The sequence below is a fragment of the Streptomyces sp. SD31 genome, assembly GCF_052068475.1.
In the GTDB taxonomy this organism is placed as follows: domain Bacteria; phylum Actinomycetota; class Actinomycetes; order Streptomycetales; family Streptomycetaceae; genus Streptomyces.
In genome coordinates, this window is the sequence record NZ_JBQHCX010000014.1 from 161,735 (window position 1) to 182,352 (window position 20,618).

The 20,618-nt window shown below is 71.1% G+C and carries 17 protein-coding genes; 11 read left to right on the forward strand and 6 right to left on the reverse strand.

Translation table 11 applies throughout. The features are described from left to right. Positions 1 to 6: 6 nt before the first annotated feature. The 5 genes from ACTMVF_RS28530 (at position 7) to ACTMVF_RS28550 (ending at position 6,018) form a co-directional block, all read left to right on the forward strand. Positions 7 to 1,848 (forward strand): ATP-binding protein, encoded by a 1,842-nt coding sequence (locus ACTMVF_RS28530; RefSeq protein WP_441273960.1) that lies wholly within the window; start codon positions 7 to 9, stop codon positions 1,846 to 1,848. A gap of 67 nt (positions 1,849 to 1,915) precedes the next feature. After that, positions 1,916 to 3,046 carry an acyl-CoA dehydrogenase family protein gene (locus ACTMVF_RS28535; protein ID WP_441273961.1) on the forward strand — a complete coding sequence of 377 codons (1,131 nt, stop codon included), beginning with the start codon at positions 1,916 to 1,918 and terminating at the stop codon, positions 3,044 to 3,046. A 37-nt stretch (positions 3,047 to 3,083) separates the two neighbouring features. After that, a complete protein-coding gene (locus tag ACTMVF_RS28540; RefSeq protein WP_441273962.1) occupies positions 3,084 to 4,676 on the forward strand; it encodes a 4-coumarate--CoA ligase family protein in 1,593 nt (530 codons plus the stop codon). Continuing rightward, entirely contained in the window at positions 4,673 to 5,407 is a 735-nt protein-coding gene (locus tag ACTMVF_RS28545) for an enoyl-CoA hydratase family protein (RefSeq protein ID WP_441273963.1), read from the forward strand. Before ACTMVF_RS28540 ends, ACTMVF_RS28545 begins: the two co-directional genes overlap by 4 nt. Further along, on the forward strand, positions 5,395 to 6,018 hold the full coding sequence (locus ACTMVF_RS28550; RefSeq protein ID WP_441273964.1) for a TetR/AcrR family transcriptional regulator: 624 nt from the start codon (positions 5,395 to 5,397) through the stop codon (positions 6,016 to 6,018). Before ACTMVF_RS28545 ends, ACTMVF_RS28550 begins: the two co-directional genes overlap by 13 nt. Before the next feature lie 37 nt (positions 6,019 to 6,055). On the opposite strand, the gene ACTMVF_RS28555 is transcribed toward ACTMVF_RS28550, so the two are convergent. Both ACTMVF_RS28555 and ACTMVF_RS28560 read right to left on the reverse strand, forming a co-directional pair. Then, entirely contained in the window at positions 6,056 to 7,384 is a 1,329-nt protein-coding gene (locus ACTMVF_RS28555; RefSeq protein WP_441273965.1) for a protein kinase domain-containing protein, read from the reverse strand. 237 nt (positions 7,385 to 7,621) lie between these two features. Next, positions 7,622 to 8,722: a citrate synthase 2 gene (locus ACTMVF_RS28560; protein ID WP_301999798.1), complete on the reverse strand. Its 1,101-nt coding sequence runs from the start codon at positions 8,720 to 8,722 to the stop codon at positions 7,622 to 7,624. 334 nt (positions 8,723 to 9,056) lie between these two features. Here ACTMVF_RS28560 and pdxH point away from each other — a divergent pair, with 334 nt between their 5' ends. The 3 genes from pdxH to ACTMVF_RS28575 all read left to right on the forward strand — a co-directional run bounded on the left by pdxH (position 9,057) and on the right by ACTMVF_RS28575 (position 12,186). Further along, a complete protein-coding gene (gene pdxH / locus ACTMVF_RS28565) occupies positions 9,057 to 9,746 on the forward strand; it encodes a pyridoxamine 5'-phosphate oxidase (protein WP_441273966.1) in 690 nt (229 codons plus the stop codon). 334 nt (positions 9,747 to 10,080) lie between these two features. Further along, complete coding sequence (locus tag ACTMVF_RS28570; protein WP_441273967.1) at positions 10,081 to 10,497, forward strand: RidA family protein; 417 nt, start codon at positions 10,081 to 10,083, stop codon at positions 10,495 to 10,497. 189 nt (positions 10,498 to 10,686) lie between these two features. After that, positions 10,687 to 12,186, forward strand: a complete 1,500-nt coding sequence (locus ACTMVF_RS28575; protein ID WP_441273968.1) for a PAS domain-containing protein — start codon at positions 10,687 to 10,689, stop codon at positions 12,184 to 12,186. A gap of 10 nt (positions 12,187 to 12,196) precedes the next feature. On the opposite strand, the gene ACTMVF_RS28580 is transcribed toward ACTMVF_RS28575, so the two are convergent. After that, positions 12,197 to 12,952 (reverse strand): SIS domain-containing protein, encoded by a 756-nt coding sequence (locus ACTMVF_RS28580; protein WP_441273969.1) that lies wholly within the window; start codon positions 12,950 to 12,952, stop codon positions 12,197 to 12,199. Positions 12,953 to 13,449: 497 nt separating this feature from the next. Between ACTMVF_RS28580 and ACTMVF_RS28585 the strand changes: the two genes are divergently transcribed. Both ACTMVF_RS28585 and ACTMVF_RS28590 read left to right on the forward strand, forming a co-directional pair. Then, complete coding sequence (locus tag ACTMVF_RS28585) at positions 13,450 to 14,142, forward strand: metal-dependent transcriptional regulator (protein ID WP_062703554.1); 693 nt, start codon at positions 13,450 to 13,452, stop codon at positions 14,140 to 14,142. 636 nt (positions 14,143 to 14,778) lie between these two features. Beyond that, positions 14,779 to 15,660: an alpha/beta fold hydrolase gene (locus tag ACTMVF_RS28590; protein WP_441273970.1), complete on the forward strand. Its 882-nt coding sequence runs from the start codon at positions 14,779 to 14,781 to the stop codon at positions 15,658 to 15,660. 132 nt (positions 15,661 to 15,792) lie between these two features. On the opposite strand, the gene ACTMVF_RS28595 is transcribed toward ACTMVF_RS28590, so the two are convergent. The 3 genes from ACTMVF_RS28595 to ACTMVF_RS28605 form a co-directional block, all read right to left on the reverse strand. Next, positions 15,793 to 17,385: a transporter gene (locus ACTMVF_RS28595; protein WP_441273971.1), complete on the reverse strand. Its 1,593-nt coding sequence runs from the start codon at positions 17,383 to 17,385 to the stop codon at positions 15,793 to 15,795. Beyond that, positions 17,382 to 18,152 (reverse strand): ABC transporter ATP-binding protein, encoded by a 771-nt coding sequence (locus tag ACTMVF_RS28600; RefSeq protein WP_441273972.1) that lies wholly within the window; start codon positions 18,150 to 18,152, stop codon positions 17,382 to 17,384. Before ACTMVF_RS28600 ends, ACTMVF_RS28595 begins: the two co-directional genes overlap by 4 nt. A gap of 94 nt (positions 18,153 to 18,246) precedes the next feature. Next, positions 18,247 to 18,909, reverse strand: a complete 663-nt coding sequence (locus ACTMVF_RS28605; protein ID WP_301999806.1) for a bifunctional DNA primase/polymerase — start codon at positions 18,907 to 18,909, stop codon at positions 18,247 to 18,249. Positions 18,910 to 19,230: 321 nt separating this feature from the next. Between ACTMVF_RS28605 and ACTMVF_RS28610 the strand changes: the two genes are divergently transcribed. After that, positions 19,231 to 20,616: a transcriptional regulator gene (locus ACTMVF_RS28610; protein WP_441273973.1), complete on the forward strand. Its 1,386-nt coding sequence runs from the start codon at positions 19,231 to 19,233 to the stop codon at positions 20,614 to 20,616. The last annotated feature ends 2 nt before the right edge of the window (positions 20,617 to 20,618 follow it).

Sequence of the window (20,618 nt, forward strand, 5' to 3'; positions counted from 1 at the left end):
TCACTGATGATCACTTCTGTGCTCGTGGCGAACCGGGGCGAGATCGCCTGCCGCATCTTCCGCACCTGCCGTGAGTGGGGAATCCGGACGGTCGCCGTGCACTCGGACGCCGACGCGAACGCCCTCCACGCGCGCGTGGCCGACACGGCGGTACGACTACCGGGAGCGGCGCCCGCCGACACGTATCTGGACGCCGACCTGATCGTGAAGGCGGCCGTCGCGTCCGGCGCGGACGCCGTCCACCCCGGCTACGGCTTCCTCTCCGAGAACGCCGACTTCGCGCGCGCCGTCCTCGACGCGGGACTCGTCTGGATCGGCCCGCCCCCGGAGGCGATCGAGGCGATGGCGTCCAAGACGCGCGCCAAGGAGCTGATGGGGCTCGCCCCGCTGGGCGAGGTGACCGAGGCCGACCTGCCCGTGCTGGTGAAGGCGGCCGCGGGCGGCGGCGGGCGCGGCATGCGTGTCGTGCGCCGCCTGGAGGAGCTGACCGCCGCCCTGGAGAGCGCGCGCACCGAGGCCGTGAGCTCCTTCGGCGACGGCGAGGTGTTCGTCGAGCCGTACATCGAGAACGGCCGCCACGTCGAGGTGCAGATCCTCGCCGACACGCACGGCACGGTGTGGGCCCTCGGCACCCGCGACTGCTCCCTCCAGCGCCGCCACCAGAAGGTCATCGAGGAGGCCCCGGCGCCCGGACTGTACGCGGCGCTCGAAGAGGAGCTGTGCGCGCTGTCCGTACGCGCCGCGCGCGCCGTGGACTACGTGGGCGCCGGCACGGTCGAGATCCTGGTTGCCGACGGCAAACCCCACTTCCTGGAGATGAACACCCGACTCCAGGTCGAACACCCCGTGACGGAAGCCGTGCACGGCATCGACCTGGTCGCCCTCCAGATCCAGGTGGCCGAGGGCCATGCCCTCGACACCGAGCCCCCACACGCGCGTGGCCACGCGATCGAGGCCCGCCTCTACGCCGAGGACCCGGCTCACGACTGGGCTCCGCAGACCGGCACCCTGCACCGTATCGCCGTGCCCGAGGGCGTCCGCCTGGACACCGGCTTCACCGACGGCGACGAGATCGGCGTCCACTACGACCCCATGCTCGCCAAGCTCGTCGCCCACGCCCCCACGCGCGCGGGCGCCATCCGCAAGCTCGCGGGCGCCCTGGAGCGGGCGACGCTCCACGGCCCGGTCACCAACCGCGACCTCCTCGTCCGCTCCCTGCGCCACGAGGAGTTCATGACCGCCCGGATGGACACCGGCTTCTACGACCGCCACCTCACCGACCTGACCGAGCAGCCCCCGGACCCACACGCCCCCCTGGCCGCCGCCCTCGCCGACGCCCACGGCCGCTCCCGCTTCGGCGGCTGGCGCAACGTGCCGTCCCAGCCGCAGATCAAGCGCTACGCCATGGCGGGCGAGGAGCACGAGGTCCGTTACCGGCACACGCGCGTGGGCCTGGAGGCCGACGGGGTGCGGGTCGTGCACGCCGATGCTGCCCGGGTCGTCCTCGAAGTGGACGGCGTACGAAGGAACTTCGAGGTCGCGAGGTACGGCGACGAGATCCACGTGAACACCACACGCCTCACCGCGCTGCCCCGTTTCCCGGCCCCGACGGCCCAGCATGCGCCGGGTTCGCTGCTCGCGCCGATGCCGGGGACGGTCGTACGAGTCGCCGAGGGCTTGACCGTAGGAGCCGCCGTACGGGCCGGAGAGCCCCTGCTGTGGCTGGAGGCGATGAAGATGCAGCACAAGATCGCGGCGCCGGTCTCGGGGACGCTGAGCGCTTTGCATGCCGTACCTGGCCAGCAGGTAACGGTCGGCTCATTGCTGGCGGTAGTGCAAGAAACCTAGGGGCGCGGGCTGTATCGACATGCGGCTACCGCCGCGTGGGCGCGACAAGCGACGACGAAGGAGTCACATGGCCACGATCGAAACCGAGGAACACAAGGCCCTCCGATCGGCTGTAGCCGCCCTCGGCGAGCGCCACGGCCGCACCTACGACCGAGAAGCCCTCTGGTCCGAAGCCGCCAAACTCGGCTACCTCGGCGTCAACCTGCCGGAGGCATACGGCGGTGGAGGCGGTGGAATCTCCGAACTCTCCATCGTCCTGGAAGAACTCGGCGCCGCAGGCTGCCCCTTGCTGATGATGGTCGTGTCACCGGCCATCTGCGGCACAGTGATCGCCCGCTTCGGCACCGAGGAACAGAAGGGCGAGTGGCTCCCGGGCCTCGCCGACGGCACCCGCACCATGGCCTTCGGCATCACCGAACCCGACGCCGGCTCCAACAGCCACCGCATCACCACCACGGCTCACCGCGACGGCGCCGACTGGGTACTCAACGGCCGCAAAGTCTTCATCTCCGGCGTCGACATAGCCGACGCCACCCTCATAGTCGGCCGCACAGCAGACGCCCGCACCGGCCGCCTCAAGCCCTGCCTCTTCATCGTCCCGCGCGACGCGGAAGGCTTCACACGTCACCGCATCGACATGGAACTCAACGCCGCCGAGAAGCAGTTCGAGCTCACCCTCGACGACGTACGCCTCCCCGCCGACGCCCTTGTCGGCGACGAGGACGCCGGCCTCCTCCAGCTCTTCGCCGGCCTCAACCCCGAACGCATCATGACGGCCGCCTTCGCGATCGGCATGGGCCGGTACGCCCTCGCCCGTGCCGTCGAGTACGCGCGCGAGCGGACCGTATGGAACGCCCCCATCGGCGCCCACCAGGCCATCGCCCACCCCCTCGCCCAGGCACACATCGACCTCGAACTGGCCCGCCTGATGATGCAGAAGGCCGCCTACCTGTACGACGCCGGAGACGACGCGGGCGCCGGCGAGGCCGCCAACATGGCGAAGTACGCGGCCGGGGAGGCCTGCGTGAAGGCGGTCGACCAGGCCGTGCACACCCTCGGCGGAAACGGCCTCACCCGCGAATTCGGACTCGCCTCGTTGATAACCGCCGCGCGCGTGTCTCGTATTGCTCCGGTGAGCCGGGAGATGATTCTCAACTACGTCTCCCACCAGACCCTTGGCCTGCCCAAGTCGTACTGACCGGCACCCGTCCGGCGCCGTGTCGCGAGGAGGAACCGTGTTCCGCAGCGAGTACGCAGACGTCCCGGCCGTAGAACTCCCCATCCACGAGGCCGTACTGGGCCGGGCCGCCGAGTTCGGCGACGTGCCCGCGCTCATCGACGGCACGGACGGCACCACCCTCACCTACGAGCAGCTCGACCGCTTCCACCGGCGTATCGCCGCCGCCCTCGCCGAGGCAGGCGTCCGCAAGGGGGACGTTCTCGCCCTGCACAGCCCCAACACGGTCGCCTTCCCGACCGCCTTCTACGCGGCCACGCGCGCGGGTGCCTCCGTCACGACCGTGCATCCGCTCGCCACGCCCGAGGAGTTCGCCAAGCAGCTGACGGACTCGGCGGCCCGCTGGATCGTCACCGTCTCGCCGCTGCTCCAGGCGGCACGCCGGGCCGCCGAACTCGCCGGCGGGGTCCGGGAGATCTTCGTCTGCGACAGCGCACCGGGACACCGCTCACTCATCGACATGCTGGCGTCCGCCGCCCCCGAGCCGCAGACCGACATCGACCCCGTGACGGACGTCGCCGCCCTGCCGTACTCGTCGGGCACCACCGGCATACCCAAGGGCGTGATGCTCACCCACCGGCAGATCGCCACCAACCTCGCCCAGCTCGAACCCGCCATCTCGGCGGGCCCCGGCGACCGCATCCTCGCCGTACTGCCCTTCTTCCACATCTACGGCCTCACAGCCCTGATGAACGCACCCCTGAGGCTGGGCGCCACGGTCGTCGTGCTGCCCCGCTTCGAGCTGGAGACCTTCCTCGCGGCGATCCAGAACCACCGCATCACCGGCCTGTACGTGGCCCCGCCGATCGTCCTGGCCCTCGCCAAGCACCCGCTGGTCGCGCAGTACGACCTGTCGTCCCTGAAGTACATCGTCAGCGCCGCCGCGCCCCTGGACGCCAAGCTCGCCGCCGCCTGCTCACAGCGCCTGGGCCTGCCGCCGCTCGGCCAGGCGTACGGCATGACGGAACTGTCCCCCGGCACCCACGTCGTCCCTCTCGCCGCCATGCACGACGCGCCCGCCGGAACCGTCGGCAGGCTCATCGCCGGCACCGAGATGCGCATCGTCTCCCTCGACGACCCCGACAAGGACCTCGGCGTCGGCGAGTCCGGCGAGATCCTCATCCGTGGCCCCCAGGTCATGAAGGGCTACCTCAACCGCCCCGACGCCACCGCCGCGATGATCGACCCCGACGGCTGGCTGCACACCGGCGACGTCGGCCATGTCGACGCCGACGGCTGGCTGTTCGTCGTCGACCGCGTCAAGGAACTCATCAAGTACAAGGGCTTCCAGGTGGCCCCCGCCGAACTGGAGGCACTCCTGCTCGCCCACCCCGGCATCGCCGACGCGGCGGTCATCGGCGTCTACAACGACGACGGCAACGAAGTCCCGCACGCGTACGTGGTCCGCCAGCCGAACGCCACCGACCTCTCCGAAGGAGAGATCATGATGTACGTCGCCGAACGCGTCGCCCCCTACAAGCGCGTACGCCAGGTCACCTTCATCGACGGCGTCCCGCGAGCCGCCTCCGGCAAGATCCTGCGCCGCGAACTGCGGGCGCTCAAGGAGAGCATGCTCAAGGAGGGCACATGACTCTGATCGGCCGCACCCGCGCGCGTGCCGTGGAAACCCTCACCCTGGACTCCCCGCACAACCGCAACGCGCTCTCGGCAGCACTGGTGGGCGAGCTGACCGACGCGCTGACGGACTGCGCCAAGGACGCCGACGTACGCGCGATCGTCCTCACCCACACCGGCAACACCTTCTGCGCGGGCGCCGACCTGCGCGACCCGCCGCCCCCGCAGGCACTGGTCGCGCTGCTCCGGCAGATCGTGGAGCTGCCCAGACCCGTCGTCGCCCGCGTCACCGGCCACGTACGCGCGGGCGGCCTGGGCCTGCTCGCGGCCTGCGACATTACGGCGGCATCGCGCGAGGCCACCTTCGCCTTCACGGAGGTGCACATAGGCGTCGCCCCCGCGGTGATCTCCCTCCCCCTCCTCCCGCGCACCGACCCCCGCGCCCTGGCCCGCTACTACCTCACCGGCGAACGCTTCACCGCGCCGGAAGCGGCCCGCATCGGCCTGCTCACGGCCGAGGGTGAGGACGTCGACGCGACGCTGGCCCCCGTCCTGGACGGCCTGCGCCGCGCCTCCCCCCATGCCCTGGCCGAGACGAAGGCGCTGCTCACGGCTAAGGTGCTGGAGACCTTCGACCAGGACGCGGCCCAACTGACCGCGCTCTCGGCCCGGCTGTTCTCCTCCGCGCAGGCCCGCGAGGGGATGACGGCCTTCCTCGAACGACGGGATCCGGAATGGGCGGTGTGAGCACAGTCGGCGACCGCGTGGACCGCACGGACCGCGTGCCCAAACAGGACCGCAGCCGCGCCACCCGGCAACGGCTCCTGGAAGCCGCCGTGGCCTGCCTGGCCGAGCACGGCTGGGCGGGCTCCACGGTCTCCGTCGTCGCCGAACGCGCCGGAGTCTCCCGCGGCGCCGCCCAACACCACTTCCCGACCCGCGAGGACCTCTTCACCGCGGCGGTCGAATACGTCGCCGAGGAACGCTCCCTCGCCCTGCGCGCCCTGTTCCCACAAGGCGCCGCAGGCGACCGGCACGCGGTCGTATCCGCCCTCGTCGACCTCTACACCGGCCCACTGTTCCGCGCCGCCCTGCACCTGTGGGTCGCCGCCTCGAACGAGGAGCAACTGCGCCCGAGGGTCACCGAACTGGAGGCCCGGGTGGGCCGCGAGACCCACCACATCGCGGTGGACCTGCTGGGCGCGGACGAGTCCCGGCCCGGCGTACGCGAGACAGTCCAGGGCCTCCTCGACATGGCCCGCGGCCTCGGTCTGGCAAACCTGCTCACCGACGACGCCGGCCGCCGGGAGCGGGTGGTGGCGCAGTGGGCGGGGGTGCTGGAGGAGGCGTTGGGCTGACCACCTCCCCACGGGCACGGGGGCCGGAGCACGACCGTCAGTCGTCCTCGCCGCTGTCGTCGCCGTCGTCGTCCTGTTGCGCCTCGCGCTGCTTCTTCGGCTCTCTCGTCTCCTCATCGCGCCTCTTCTGTTCCCGCTTCCCCTCGTCCTGTCCTTCCTGACCGGCGCTTGTCTGCGCCACCGGGCTCGGGGAGGTGGTCGAGGACGGGCTCGATTCCAGGGGGGAGGTGGACGCGGGGGCACTCGTGCCGGGCGGCGCTTCGGACTTCGTGCCCTCCCCGGCGGTGTTGTCCGGCGAGAACCACAGCATGCCGAGCAGCATCGCGGCCACGAAGAGCACCGCTCCGGCGGCCATGGCGGTCACCCGCCGTGTCCCGGCGCGGGACCGGGACCGGCCCCGGGGCCGGCCGACCGATGCCGACCCTCGGGCGGAGGGCAGCATGTAAGTCGTCGGGTTGCTGGTCCCGCCCACGTGCTGGTGCCCGGGCGGGGAGGCGGGGGAAGCGGTCGGCCGCGGGGACGGCGAGGCCGCGTCGGGCAGCGGCTCGGGGCGTCCCTGCCAGGCGCCGCCGGCGAACCAGTCGGCGGCCTGCTGGGCCGTCGGCCGGTGCTCGGGGTCCTTGGCGAGCAGGCCGAGGAGGTAGTTCTCGAAAGCGGCCGGGAGGCCGGGGACGCCCAGCTCGCGGGGCGGTACGGGGGCGGCGTCGAGGTGCTGGTGCAGGATGGCGACGGCGGTGTCCGCGTGGAACGGCGGGCGACCGGTGAGGAGCTGGTAGAGCACACAGCCCAGCGCGTACACGTCGGAGGCCGGGCCCGCCGGCTTCCCCAGGGCCCGCTCGGGGGCGAGGTACAGGCTCGTGCCGACGATCTGCCCGGTGGCGGTGAGCGCGGCGCCGGGGTCGTCCAGGAAGCGCGCGATGCCGAAGTCACCGATCTTGAGGGTGCCGTCGGCGTCCAGGAGCAGGTTGCCGGGCTTGATGTCCCGGTGGACGATGCCCTCCCGGTGCGCGGCGGCCAGACCCGCGGCGGCCTGGGCGGCGATACGGGCCACGCGTTCGGCGGGCAGCGCGCCGAACTGCGACGCGACCCGGGCGAGGCTGTCGCCCTCGACCAACTCCATCACCAGGAAGAGCCGGTTGTCGTGCTCGCCGAAGTCCCGGACGCCGACCACGTTCGGATGGTCGATCCGTGCCGCGGTCTGCGCCTCCAACCGGAACCGGGAGGTGGCCGTGGGATCGGAGTCCTGGGGCAGCAGGAGCTTGACGGCCACCGCACGGGCGAGCGTCTCGTCGTACGCCCGCCAGACCTCCCCCATCCCACCGCGCCCGATCGACTCGCTCAGCCGGTAGCGGCCCGCTATCAGCACCTGTTCTCATCCTCATGCCGTGGGACGTCTCAGTGCCGCGGCCGTAACTCACCACGTGGGGACGGGTGATGGTGGGGGCGCCGCAGCCGCCCCAGCATACTGGCGCAGTGGATCAGTCACGTTCCGTATGGCGTCTTCGCCGGCCCGGGCCGGCCGCCGAGCGGCATCACGCGGAGCTGATCCGCGCCGCGTGACGCCGGCCCGCCGGAGGGGCGGGGCTCCCCGGAGAGCCCGGGGTCAGTGCGCGATGTCCGCATAGCCCTCGACATCGCGCGGGTCGCGCGGGCCCGGGCCGATGTAGCGCGCGGAAGGGCGCACGAGGCGGCCCGTGCGCTTCTGCTCCAGGATGTGCGCCGACCAGCCGGCCGTCCGGGCGCACGTGAACATCGACGTGAACATGTGCGCCGGGACCTCCGCGAAGTCCAGCATGATGGCGGCCCAGAACTCGACGTTCGTGGCCAGGACCCGGTCCGGTCGCCGATTGTGCAGCTCCTCCAGGGCCGCCTTCTCCAGGGCCTCGGCGACCTCGAAGCGGGGGGCGCCCAGCTCCCGGGCGGTGCGGCGCAGGACGCGGGCGCGGGGGTCCTCGGCGCGGTAGACGCGGTGGCCGAAGCCCATGAGGCGTTCGCCCTTGTCGAGGGTCCGCTTCACATACGCCTCGGCGTCGCCGGTGCGCTCGATCTCCTCGATCATGTGCAGGACACGGGAGGGCGCGCCGCCGTGCAGCGGGCCTGACATGGCTCCTACGGCCCCGGAGAGCGCGGCCGCCACATCCGCGCCGGTGGAGGCGATGACGCGGGCCGTGAAGGTGGACGCGTTCATGCCGTGCTCGGCGGCAGACGTCCAGTACGCGTCGACCGCGGCCACATGCTTGGGGTCGGGCTCGCCCCGCCAGCGGATCATGAAGCGCTCGACGACGGACTGAGCCTTGTCGATCTCGCGCTGCGGAACCATCGGCAGACCCTGACCGCGCGCGGACTGGGCGACGTACGACAGGGCCATGACGGCGGCCCGCGCCAAATCCTCCCGGGCCTGCTCCTCGCCGATGTCCAGAAGCGGTTTCAGGCCCCACACGGGCGCCAGCATGGCCAGCGCGGACTGGACGTCGACGCGGATGTCGCCGGAGTGCACAGGGATCGGGAAGGGCTCCGCGGGCGGCAGACCGGGCCGGAACGCGCCGTCGACGAGCAGCCCCCAGACATTGCCGAACGAGACGTGGCCGACCAGGTCCTCGATGTCGACGCCCCGGTACCGAAGAGCGCCGCCCTCCTTATCCGGTTCGGCGATCTCCGTCTCGAACGCGACGACTCCCTCGAGTCCGGGTACGAAGTCGGACATCAGGCGGCTCCTCGTGATGTGTGCGACGGATGGGTTGGACGGATGGGTTGTGGGTGGGACGACCACATGTGGGTCGGCAGAGATTGGGACTTACGCCCGGTGGATCCACGGTCACGAGCTCGGGGGACTCGCGGTCCGGGGCGTACGCGTACCCCTGTGATGCCCCGTGCGGTCGGCAGTCATCCAACCGCGACGACATCAGAACGATATCCCCGAGTGCCACCTTTGGGGAGACCTTGCGGCACTCAGTGCCATGCAGTTGTCGTGCAGTTGCCATGCGGTGAGGAACGAAACCGTCCGGGACGGCGCCCGCCGCATACGGCAAGATGACCGCGTGACCGACCGAGACGCCGTGCCCCTCGATCCCGCCGAGCCCGTCCCCGACCCCGCCGCCATGCGCAAGCACTATCGGGCCGAGGGCCTCGCCGAGACCGACCTGGCCGCCACTCCGGTGGAACAGTTCGCACGCTGGTTCAAGCAGGCCGCGGCACAGGCCCACCTCTTCGAGCCGAACGCGATGATCGTCTCCACCGCGGATGCCGAGGGACGGCCCAGCTCGCGCACGGTACTGCTGAAGCAGTTCGACGAGCAGGGCTTCGTCTTCTACACCAACTACGACTCCCGCAAGGCCCGCGACCTCGCCGAGAACCCGTACGTCTCCCTCCTCTTCCCCTGGCACCCGATGGCCCGGCAGGTCATCGTGTCGGGCGTGGCGCGACGCACCGGCCGCGACGAGACGGCCGCCTACTTCCGCACCCGCCCGCACGGCTCCCAGCTCGGCGCCTGGGCCAGCGCCCAGTCCTCGGTCATCACCACCCGCGCCGACCTCGACGCCTCGTACGCCGAGCTGGCCGCGCGCTATCCCGAGGGCGAGCAGGTGCCGGTGCCGCCGAACTGGGGCGGTTTCCGGGTGGCGGCGCAGGCGGTGGAGTTCTGGCAGGGCCGGGAGAACCGGCTGCACGACCGGCTGCGGTATGTGGCGGAGCAGGACGGGAGCTGGCGGGTGGAGCGGCTGAGTCCCTGAGTCCGCGTCGCTGTGAGGGCCGAGGATGCAGACGACCCGCGAGCTCGGGTCCCTCCGCCGGTGGCGGGGGAGCCGGCCGGACGTACCGGCGAGCTCGCGGGTCGGGTGACTGCTTGGGATTGGGCCGGCTGCACGCGTCTGTCACGTGCCGGTCCGGCACCGCACTGGGTGGGATGACGGGCCGCTAGCCCGCAGCCACCTCACGCGTCCGGTATTCATACATCTGCCGAACCACCTCCCTTCTCGTGTGCTCCACACCCTAAGAAGCGGCTCGGCCGCGATCAACCGCTTTTTTCCTTGGCCCCGTCCGCGCAGGTCACCTAGCGTTCCGTACATGACAGAGCGGCAGACCGTGCGGCAGGCGATACTCAGCGGCTCCACCTTCGAGGAGCAGATCGGGTACGCGCGTGCCGTGGTCGACGGGGACTGGGTGCATGTGTCGGGGACGACCGGGTTCGACTACGCGGCGATGACGATCTCCGAGGACGTGGTGGAGCAGGCCGAGCAGTGTCTGCGGAATGTGGGGGCCGCGCTGGAGGAGGCGGGGTGTTCGTTCGCCGATGTGGTGCGGGTGCGGTATCTGCTGCCGGAACGGGCGGACTTCGAGCCGTGCTGGCCGGTGCTGCGGCGGTACTTCGGGGAGGTGCGGCCGGCGGCGACGATGATGATGTGCGGGCTCGCCGACCCTCGTATGAAGATCGAGATCGAGGTGTATGCCCGGCGGGGGAGCGGCGGCACGTCCACAACGTGATCGTTGCGCCCGCGCGCGTGCTGGGCGTCGAGGTGATCGAGGCGGCTGGAACAGGGCCACAGCGGCTCGTACAACGATTCCTTCAATCTTGGGGAACACGGTGTGTGCTGCGTCACGTTCGAGTTAGATGATTGCAAGTGAGCGAACCGACGCGTCGTACGTGCGGACGCAGCTTGGCAGGGGGTCCAGGTGAGTGCTTCCCGGCGTAGTGGGACCACCGACGAGCTGGGACCGGACGAACCCGAGCGGGACGGTCCGGACGGTTCGGCAGGTGGTTCGGAGGGTTCTGCAGGCGGCTCGGATCTGCTGGCCGCGCTGCTGGACGGCATGGACGCGGCCCTGTGCGCCTTCGACGCGGACGGGGTCGTCACCCATTGGAACCGTGAGGCGGAGCGGATCCTCGGGTGGAGTGCGGCCGAGGCCGTGGGGCGGCACGGGTTCGCCGGGTGGGCCGTGCGCGAGGCCGACGCCCAGGACGTCGAGGGCCGACTGATGTCCGCCATGCAGGCCCCCGGGCGGCAGGTCCATGAGTTCGCCCTGCTGACCAAGGACGGCGGGCGGGTCCTCGTACGGACGCAGTCGGCGGCCGTGCGCGGGCCGGACGGGAAGCCCGCCGGGCTGTACTGCGCCTTCAGCGAGGTGCATGTGCAGATCGATCTGGAGCGGTCGATCGCGCTGAGCGAGGCACTGTTCGAGGACGCGTCGTGGGGCGTGGTGCTCGTCGACGCGGATCTGCGGCCGGCGGTGGTGAACGCTCATGCGGCTCGGGCGCTGGGTATCGGGCGTACGTCCGTGCTCGGGCGGCCGCTCGGGGAGTTGCTCGCCCAGGGGGTCGAGGAGCTGGAGAGCGCGCTCGCCCATGTGCTGGCGGAGGGTGCGCCGCCCGCGCCGGCCGAGATCTGGGTGAGCGTACGGACGCCGGAGGGCGAGCGGCGTCGGTGCTGGCGGTGTGGCTTCGTACGGCTGGCCTCGCCGCTCGCGGAGGAACCGGTGCCGTTGGGGGTGGGCTGGCTCTTCCAGGACATGACCGAGGCCAAGCAGGCGGAGCAGGAGGCGGCGCAGCTGCGGTTCCGGGCCAATCAGCTGCATCGGGCGGCTCGGGCCGCCGCGGAGTGCGAGGACCCCGCCGAGGCGGCGACCGTGCATCTGGACTTCGCGCTGGCCGGGTTCGCCGATCACGCGCTGATCGACCGGGTCGCGGGTGGGGCGCTCATGGACGCGGACACGGCGGGGCCGGTGCGGCTGGTCCGGATCGCGGTGACGCCCTCCGGCGCGCCGGGGCCGAGTCTGCTGGGCGGGGAGGCCGGGTTGCCGGTGCGGTACGGCGAGGGGCATCCGGCGTTGCGGTGTGTGGCGCGGGCGGGGTCCGTGCGGGCCGATGCGGGTGATGTGCCGGCGGAGCAGGCGCGTGCGTGGGCGGTGGGTCGGCAGTGGCCGGCGGACACGGTGCACGCGCTGTGTGCGGTGTTGCGCAGCCGGGGGCGCACGCTCGGGGTCGTGACGTTTCTGCGGGGTGCCGGGCGGAGTGCGTTCGAGCGGAGTGATGCGGTGTACGCGGAGGGGGTGGCGGTGCGGATCGCTTCCGCGTTGGATTTGGCGGGGGCCCTGGGCTCGGGCCCGGAGGGTTCGGGCGGTTCGGAAGGCTCTGGCGGTTCGGAAGGCTCTGGCGGTTCGGAGGGCTTTGCGTAGCGCTGCCGTGTCAGTGCCGGTAGAAGATCCTGTCGCCGTACTTCTCGAACACCCGGCTGTTCCAGTCGTGGCCGCCGTCCACGTTGCCGGAGCGCAGGAGCGGGGGCTCGATGCCGCGGGCGGCCAGGGTGGCGGCTGCGGTGGCCATGACGGCCTGGAGGAGCGCGCTGGTGACGACCGTGGACGCGGGGGCGAAGGGGGCCGGGATCGTGTCCAGGGTGAGCTCGGCGTCGCCGATCGCGATCTTCGAGTCGAGGACGATGTCGCAGTGGTCCTTGAGGTAGGTGCCCGACGTGTGGCGGGACTTCGTCTCCGAGGCGTACGCCACTGATGTCACGCCGATGACCCTGATGCCGAGGGCGCGTGCGCTCATGGCCATCTCCACGGGGAGGGCGTTGCGGCCCGAGAGGGAGATGATCACGAGGGCGTCGCCGTCGCGCAGGGGGGAGCTGTCCAGGACCGCGCTCGCGAGGCCGTCCACGCGTTCCAGGGCTGAGCCGAGGGTGGCGGGCATGACGTCGACGCCTACGACGCCGGGGACCGCGAGCAGGTTCATCAGGGCGAGGCCGCCGGCGCGGTAGACGATGTCCTGGGCGGCGAGGGAGGAGTGGCCGGCGCCGAAGGCGAAGAGGCGGCCGCCGCTTTCGACGGTGTCGGCGAGCAGGGTGCCGGCTGCCTCGATGTTCTCGGCCTCCTCGGCACGGACTCGCTGGAGCAGGCCGATCGCGGCGTCGATGAACTGGTCGGCCGGCTTGCTGTCGCTCATGCGGGGCTCCTCCGGGGGTGTGTTGCGGATCACCGTGCGGTCTGGACCAGTGTGGTGTCAATACGGCGAGGTGCCTCCGGCGGTTGGGCCGGGGGTGCCTGCGGCGGCCTGTGCGGGTGAGTGGGGGTGCGTGTCGGGTGCCTGCGGCGCCTGTGCCGGTTCGGTGGGGGTGCGGGTAGCGCCTTGGGTTGCGTTGTGGGTCGGGGCCGTGCCGGGGGGTGTCCGTCCTCGGTCCGGTGGTGGGCGTTGGGCGAGAGGTGCCGTTTGTTGACACCGGACTCTGCGGGCGGACACCCCCCGGCACGTCCCCTTCCCGCCGTGGGCGACTGCGGGCCCGCGGGGGTGTGCGCTCAGGCGATCTCGGAAATCCGCTCGTTTCAACGGCGCGGCACGGTTGTCAGTGGTATCCGGCAGAATTGACTGCAGGGCCAGCGCACGCGCCGTGGAGCTGTCTCGCTTCCGGCTGAGCTAATCGCAGAGCTAATCGAGGGGCACGTATGTCCGGACTGATCGACACCACGGAGATGTATCTCCGCACCATCCTCGAGCTGGAGGAGGAAGGTGTGGTCCCCATGCGCGCCCGGATCGCCGAGCGGCTGGACCAGAGCGGGCCGACCGTCAGTCAGACGGTGGCGCGGATGGAGCGTGACGGGCTGGTGTCCGTGGCGACCGACCGGCACCTGGAGCTCACGGACGAGGGGCGGCGGCTGGCCACCCGTGTCATGCGCAAGCATCGGCTGGCCGAGTGTCTGCTCGTCGATGTGATCGGGCTGGAGTGGGAGCAGGTGCACGCCGAGGCCTGTCGCTGGGAGCACGTGATGAGTGAGGCCGTGGAGCGGCGGGTGCTGGAGCTGCTGCGCCATCCGACCGAGTCGCCGTACGGCAACCCCATCCCCGGCCTGGAGGAGCTCGGCGAGAAGGACGGTGCCGATCCGTTCCTGGACGAGGGCATGGTCTCGCTGGCCGATCTCGACCCCGGCGTCGAGGGCAAGACGGTCGTCGTGCGCCGTATCGGCGAGCCGATCCAGACCGACGCGCAGCTGATGTACACGCTGCGCCGGGCGGGTGTGCAGCCGGGGTCGGTGGTGAGTGTGACCGAGTCCGCGGGTGGTGTGCTCGTGGGGAGCGGTGGTGAGGCGGCCGAGCTGGAGGCGGACGTCGCCTCCCATGTCTTTGTCGCGAAGCGCTGAGTTCCCTTCCGGGTAATTCCCGGTGGTGGAGCGGGAGTTGTGGCGATCCGTCGATCTCGGCGATTCCAAGATCCAGTGCGCTGAATCGCAGCGCTCGGGCGTTTCGCGTGCCAGGCTGTCGTGAGGCGATGCATCCGGCCGGGGAGGGGGCGGGAGGGTGTGCCGTGAGTGTGGAGAGGGCCCCGGCGCCGTGCGGCGCCGGGGCCTGTCCTCCCCTGTGCTGACCCGGAGCCCCGAGCTCCCAGGGTCATTCCCCTCGGACCGTTTTCCCCGAGCGGTCCGCCTCCCGGTGAAGATCTCCCCTCGGCGATGCCGATCAATCCTGGAGAGGGGTCACTCGAATGAGGGGTGTTGCCCGCAGAGACCGCATTTTCGAATAGGGGTTCGATAGTCTGCGGTGTGACGGGATATGTGGAACGCGCGCTTCATGAATGTGCGCATAAGATCACGTCAGACACACAGGACATGCACATCGCGTGCGAAGGCATCTACGCTGCGTGCGACGCGGGTGGCGCGCGGTGCTCGCGTGAGCGACGGCAGATACGGCAGGCGGAGCAGGCAGGACGCGGTCCACAGGATCGGCCGACTCGAGCGGGAGCGAGCGGTCCGAGCGGAGCTAGGGGGGTGCCAGGATCAATGGCGCGACGCATCGACGTGACCGGTACAGGCGGCGTACGTCTCGCGGCCTGGGAGTTCGGTGACCCACCCAAGACCGACCCGGCCAAAGAGCACGACCGTGCGCCCGGCGTGCTGTTACTGCACGGCCTGATGGGCCGCGCCTCGCACTGGGCCTCCACCGCCCGCTGGCTCTCCGAGCGGCACCGCGCGGTCGCCCTCGACCAGCGCGGTCACGGCCGTAGCGCCAAGCCCGCGCAGACCGCCTTCACACGCGAGGCGTACGTCGACGACGTGGAGGCCGCCCTCGAACAGCTCGGCCTCGCCCCGGCCGTCCTCATCGGCCACGCCATGGGCGCGCTGACCGCCTGGCAGCTCGCCGCAAAGCGGCCCGACCTGGTGCGCGGCGTGATCATCTGTGACATGCGGGCCTCCGCGCTCGGCTCGGCCTCGCAGCGGGAGTGGGCGGACTGGTTCGAGGCCTGGCCCGTTCCCTTCGCCACGCTTGCCGATGTGCGCAAGTGGTTCGGCGAGGACGACCCGTGGGTCGAACGGCCCAATGTTGCCCGCGGGGAGTTCTACGCCGAGGTGATGCGGGAGTACGAGGACGGGTGGCGGCCGGTGTTCGAGCCGGACCAGATGCTCGCGTCCCGGGAGACGTGGGTGTACGACGCGCACTGGGAGGAACTGGCGCAGGTGCAGTGCCCGGCGCTCGTTGTTCGTGGGCTCGACGGGGAGTTGGGGCGGGCCGAGGCGCAGGAGATGGTGCGGGTGTTGCCTCGGGGGGAGTATGCGGAGGTTGCTGACGCCGGGCATCTGGTGCACTACGACCAGCCTGAGGGCTGGCGCGCCGCCATCGAGCCGTTTCTTGAGGCGGTGTGGAGTGATGCCGGGCGCCTATGAGCTCGGGGTCTTCTGCTCGATGGCGGCTGCGGGTGGCCCGTGGTTGATCGCGCCCACGCGGCGGAGCCGCATAGGGGGCACGGCCCCGCGCCCCTTGAAGGGCGTTGCAGCGCCCTGCGTCACAAGAATCCGTCAGCCCTTGCTCACTGCCATGAGGATCTCGGGGAGACGGGCCGCCGTCCGCGGAGCCGCCAGCCGCAGCCCCAGCCACGTGACCGCCGCGCCGTACGCCGCGCCCACCGGCAGCAGCAGCCGGCTCCACGCATCCCCGTCCTCGCTGACGTTCAGCCAGATCGTCACCGCGATGACCGGTGCGCACAGCAGGGCCGCCGCGATCATGCCGCCGAAGACGGAGATCCAGGCCAGGCCGGTCTGACCGGGAGCGACGTTCTTGTAGCCCTCCTGTGGGATGGAGTACGGGAAGCGGGCCGAGGTCCAGGCGCCCGTGGCCAGCATCGCGCCGAGGAGGGCGAAGGACAGGCCGAGGACCTCGGGGAGTTCGGCCCAGTCGCCGAGGAGTGCCGTCGTCAGGACGACGACGAGGGTGGCGTACGGCAGGGTGATCAGCAGGAGGGCCAGGGCTCGGCCGCGCAGCTCGACGTAGGCGTCCCGGGAAGAGGAGATGGTCAGCGCGACCATCCAGAACGCGGACGTGTCCTGCCCGAACTGGTTGTACATCTGGATGCCGAGCATCCCGGCGGCGAAGCAGGCGAAGTAGATCGAGCCGGTGTCCTGAAGGGCGTTGAACAGCGGCACGATCAGGCCGATGGCGAGCGAGGTCACCCAGGCAGCCTTGGTCTTCGGGTCGCGCCAGACGTAGCGCAGGCTGCGCTCCATGACGGTGCCGGTGCGGCCGGCCGGAAGGAGGCGGGCGAGGCCGGTCGAGGTCCGTTCCCGTACGGCGGCCTCGGTGACCGCCTGGAGTGTGGAGCCGTCGGGGGAGGTCATCAGCCGCGTCAGGTGGCGTGACCATACGGCGATCAGCGCCACCAACGTTCCTGCGCACAAGGCGAGTTGAAGGGCGCCGACACCGTACGACCCCTCGCTCACCGACTCCACCGCCCCGATCGCGGACGCCGGTGGCACCCAGCGCAGCACATCCGCCACCGGATCGAGCCGGCCGAGCCCCGACGAACCCAACTGCTGCGCCCCGAAGTTCACGACCTGCGCCCCGATCGCGATGACCAGCCCGCTCAGCACCGCCAGATCGCGCCCCTTACGGCTGGTCAGCAGCCGGATGTTGGCCGCGGCGACGGCCCGCGCGAGCGCCACGCACACCAGCAGGGCCAGGACGACGCCGACGACCCCGACGACGTACGCCACCCCGCCCCGCGCGACCGCGATCACCGAACCGGTGAAGAGGCACAGCGTGAAGAGCGGCCCTATGCCGACCAGTGAGGCCGCGAGCAGCGCCCGCACCAGTGGGCGCGGGCGCAGCGGCAGCATCACGAGCCGCGTCGGGTCCAGGGTCTCGTCCCCGCCGGGGAAGAACAGCGGCATCACGGTCCAGCCGAGCGCGAGCACCGCGACGAGCAGGACGACCACGGAGCCGACGTGCGCGTTGCCGCGCAGCATGATCAGGCCGAGGAGTTGCAGCGCGGCGAAGACCAGAACGAGGACGGCCGAGGCGACATAGGCGGCCCGGCGCCCACTGGACTGCCGCAGCCCGTTCCTGAGCAGCGACAGCTTCAGCCGTACGACGACCCCCGTCACGTCGGTGCTCATCGCGCCCCGCCGCCCAGCCAGTCGAGGTCGGATCCGGCATCGCGGCCGTTCGCGCCGACGAGTTCGAGGAACGCCTGCTGCAGCGAGGCCGCCTCCCCGCGCACCTCGGCGAGGGGGCCGTGGGCGCGGATGCGTCCGGCTGCCATGACGGCGACCCAGTCGCACAGCGATTCGACGAGCTCCATGACATGGGAGGAGAAGACGACGGTCGCGCCGGAGGCGGTGTAGCGCTCGAGGACGCCCCGGATGGTCTGCGCGGAAACGGGGTCGACGCCCTCGAACGGCTCGTCCAGGAACAGCACTTCGGGATTGTGCAGCAGCGCGGCCGCCAGCCCGATCTTCTTGCGCATACCGGTCGAGTAGTCGACGACCAGCTTGTGCTGGGCCCCCGCCAGATCGAGTACGTCGAGCAGTTGGGTGGCCCGCTTGTCGACCTCGGCCCCGGGAAGCCCGCGCAACCGCCCCGAGTACACGAGCAGTTCCCGCCCGGAGAGCCGCTCGAAGAGCCGAAGCCCCTCCGGCAACACCCCGATCCGCGCCTTCACCTCGACGGGGTCCCGCCAGACGTCATGCCCGACGACCGACACGGACCCCTGATCGGGCCTGAGCAGCCCGGTCACCATGGAGAGGGTCGTGGTCTTCCCCGCTCCATTGGGCCCGACGAGCCCAATGAACTTCCCCGCGGGCAACTCCAGATCGATCCCGGCAACGGCAACTTGCTGCCCGAACCGCTTCCAAAGCCCACGCACGCTAACGGCCGACGTCATGGACGCCAACCTTAGGGGCGCGGGGAACTGCGCGACCAGCCACGAACGACCCGCGGCCGCCGAGGACGATCAACCAGGCAGACGAATCGGCGAACTACCGATCCCTGCCGCAGGCATACGCAAGCGGTGAGATCAACTCCTCCGCATCCGGCAACCACCGATTAGCCGGCGTAGGCCGACAGGCCCACTGCACAGCCCCCCGAGACCCGAACCGCGTAGGAGGCCCGGCGACATACGCCCCCTCCCCGAGCGCGACCATGTCCAGCGACCCGATCGACCAGCCCAGCTTGCGCACCAGCTCGGGAACCTTCACCGACGCCCCCGGCAACACGAAGAAGTGCATCCGTCGATCCGGCGCCAACGTCACCGGCCCCAGCGTCAGTTCCATCCGCTCCATACGGGCCAGGGCGAGAAACCCCGCGGTCTCCGGGACGGAAATCGCGTCGAAGGTCCGCCCCGTCGGCAGCAGGATCGACGCGTTCGGCTGCTTCTGCCACATCCGTCGCGCGACCGTCGCGCTCCCCGTCGCCTGCGTCGCCCAGTCGGGGCGTGCGGCGTGCGCGCCGGGCGCGGGGCACGCGGTGTCGCCGCAGGAGCACACCTGCACGCCCTCGACGGCTTCCAGCCAGGTCCCCGGGAACACGTCCCAGTGGCGCTCCTCGGCGTAGCGAACGGCGGTCTCCAGCAGCGTTTCGCCGCGCTGCTTGGGAATCTGTGCGGCTTCGGTGGCCGGGATCGTCTCTTCCACGCTGAACACAACTCCCGCACCCACCTCGGGTTACGGCCGGAGCGCGCGCGGGGGAGGAGCATCGATTCCTCATCTGGGGCGCATGGGTGCACGTGTGGGGGCGCGTGGGAGGAACCGTGGGTCGAGCTGGGTAACCACCTGTGGGGTCGGCTTCCGCCTTTACCCCGGCAATCCTCGCAAGCCTCGCATTTTCGGTATGCCGACGGGGCATTGATCTTCACGGCCGGAACCTTGCGGTGCACAACCCAGTGCCCCCGCGCCGGATTTCGGCGGTGAAAGACACATCAACTCGGTGCGTGGGCAGGCACCGCAGCCACAGGGGGTACGCCAATGGCCGCCAGGCCTCTCGTCGCGCGACAGCCGAACGAACGGCTGCAGGCGCTCATCCAGGAAGCGGGCTGCTCGAACGCCGGGCTGGCCCGCCGGGTCAACATGTGCGGCGCCGAACACGGCCTCGATCTGCGCTACGACAAGACGTCCGTGGCCCGTTGGCTGCGCGGACAGCAGCCGCGGGGACGGGCGCCGGCGATCATCGCGGAGGCGCTCGGCCGCAAGCTGGGCCGTACGGTCACGATCGACGAGATCGGCATGGCCAACGGCAAGAATCTCGCGTCGGGCGTCGGTCTCCAGTTCTCGCCGACTGTACTGGGGGCCATCGAGCAGGTCTGCGAGCTGTGGCGCAGCGACGTCGGGCGGCGGGACTTCCTGTCCGGCTCCTCCGTCGCCGCGTCCGCGCTGGTCGAGCCCAGCCGCGACTGGCTGATCTCGTCGCCGGACTCGCAGGTGGCGCGCTCGGCGGGGCCGCGCGTGGGGCAGTCCGACGTGGCAGCCGTGCGGGCGATGACGCAGGCGCTCGTAGACCTTGATCACCAGTACGGCAGCGGGCATGTGCGTCCGGTCGTCGTGCACTACCTGAACAGTGTCGTCTCCGGGCTGCTGGCCGGGTCGTACCGGGAGGCGGTCGGGCGGGAACTCTTCGCGGCCGTCGCGCGGTTGACCGAGCTCGCCGGGTACATGGCGATCGACACCGGGCAGCCGGGGCTCGCCCAGCGGTACTACATCCAGGCGCTGCGGCTCGCGCAGGCGGCGGGCGACCGGGGCTACGGCGGTTATGTGCTGGCCGCCTCGATGAGCCACCTCGCCGCGCAACTCGGGAACCCGCGTGAGATCGCGCAGTTGGCGCGGGCGGCGCAGGAGGGGGCGCGCGGGCGCGTGACCCCGCGCGCGGAGGCGATGTTCTACGCGGCCGAGGCGCGCGGGCATGCGTTGATGGGCGACGCGCGGGCTGCCCAGGTGGCGTCCGGGCGGGCCGTGACCGCACTGGAGACGGCGGATCCGGAATCCGGGGACGACCCGGCGTGGATCGCGCACTTCGACGAGGCCTATCTCGCCGACGAGTTGGCGCACTGCCACCGCGACCTCGGCCAGGCCGAGGCGGCGGCGCGACGCGCGGAGGAGTCGCTCGCCGGGCTCCCCGAGACGAAGGCACGGCGCCGGGCCATCGGCTATGTGCTGCTCGCCACAGCACAGGTGCAGCAGCGTGAGATCGAACAGGCCTGCCACACCGGGCTGAAGGCCGTGGAACTCCTGGAGACCCTGCGTTCCAACCGGGGGGCCGACTATCTGGAGGACTTCCAGCAGCGGCTGGAGCCGTACCGGGACGAGCCGGTGGTCAGGGACTTCGGGGCGCGGCTGGATCTGCAGGCGGCGGCGTGAAA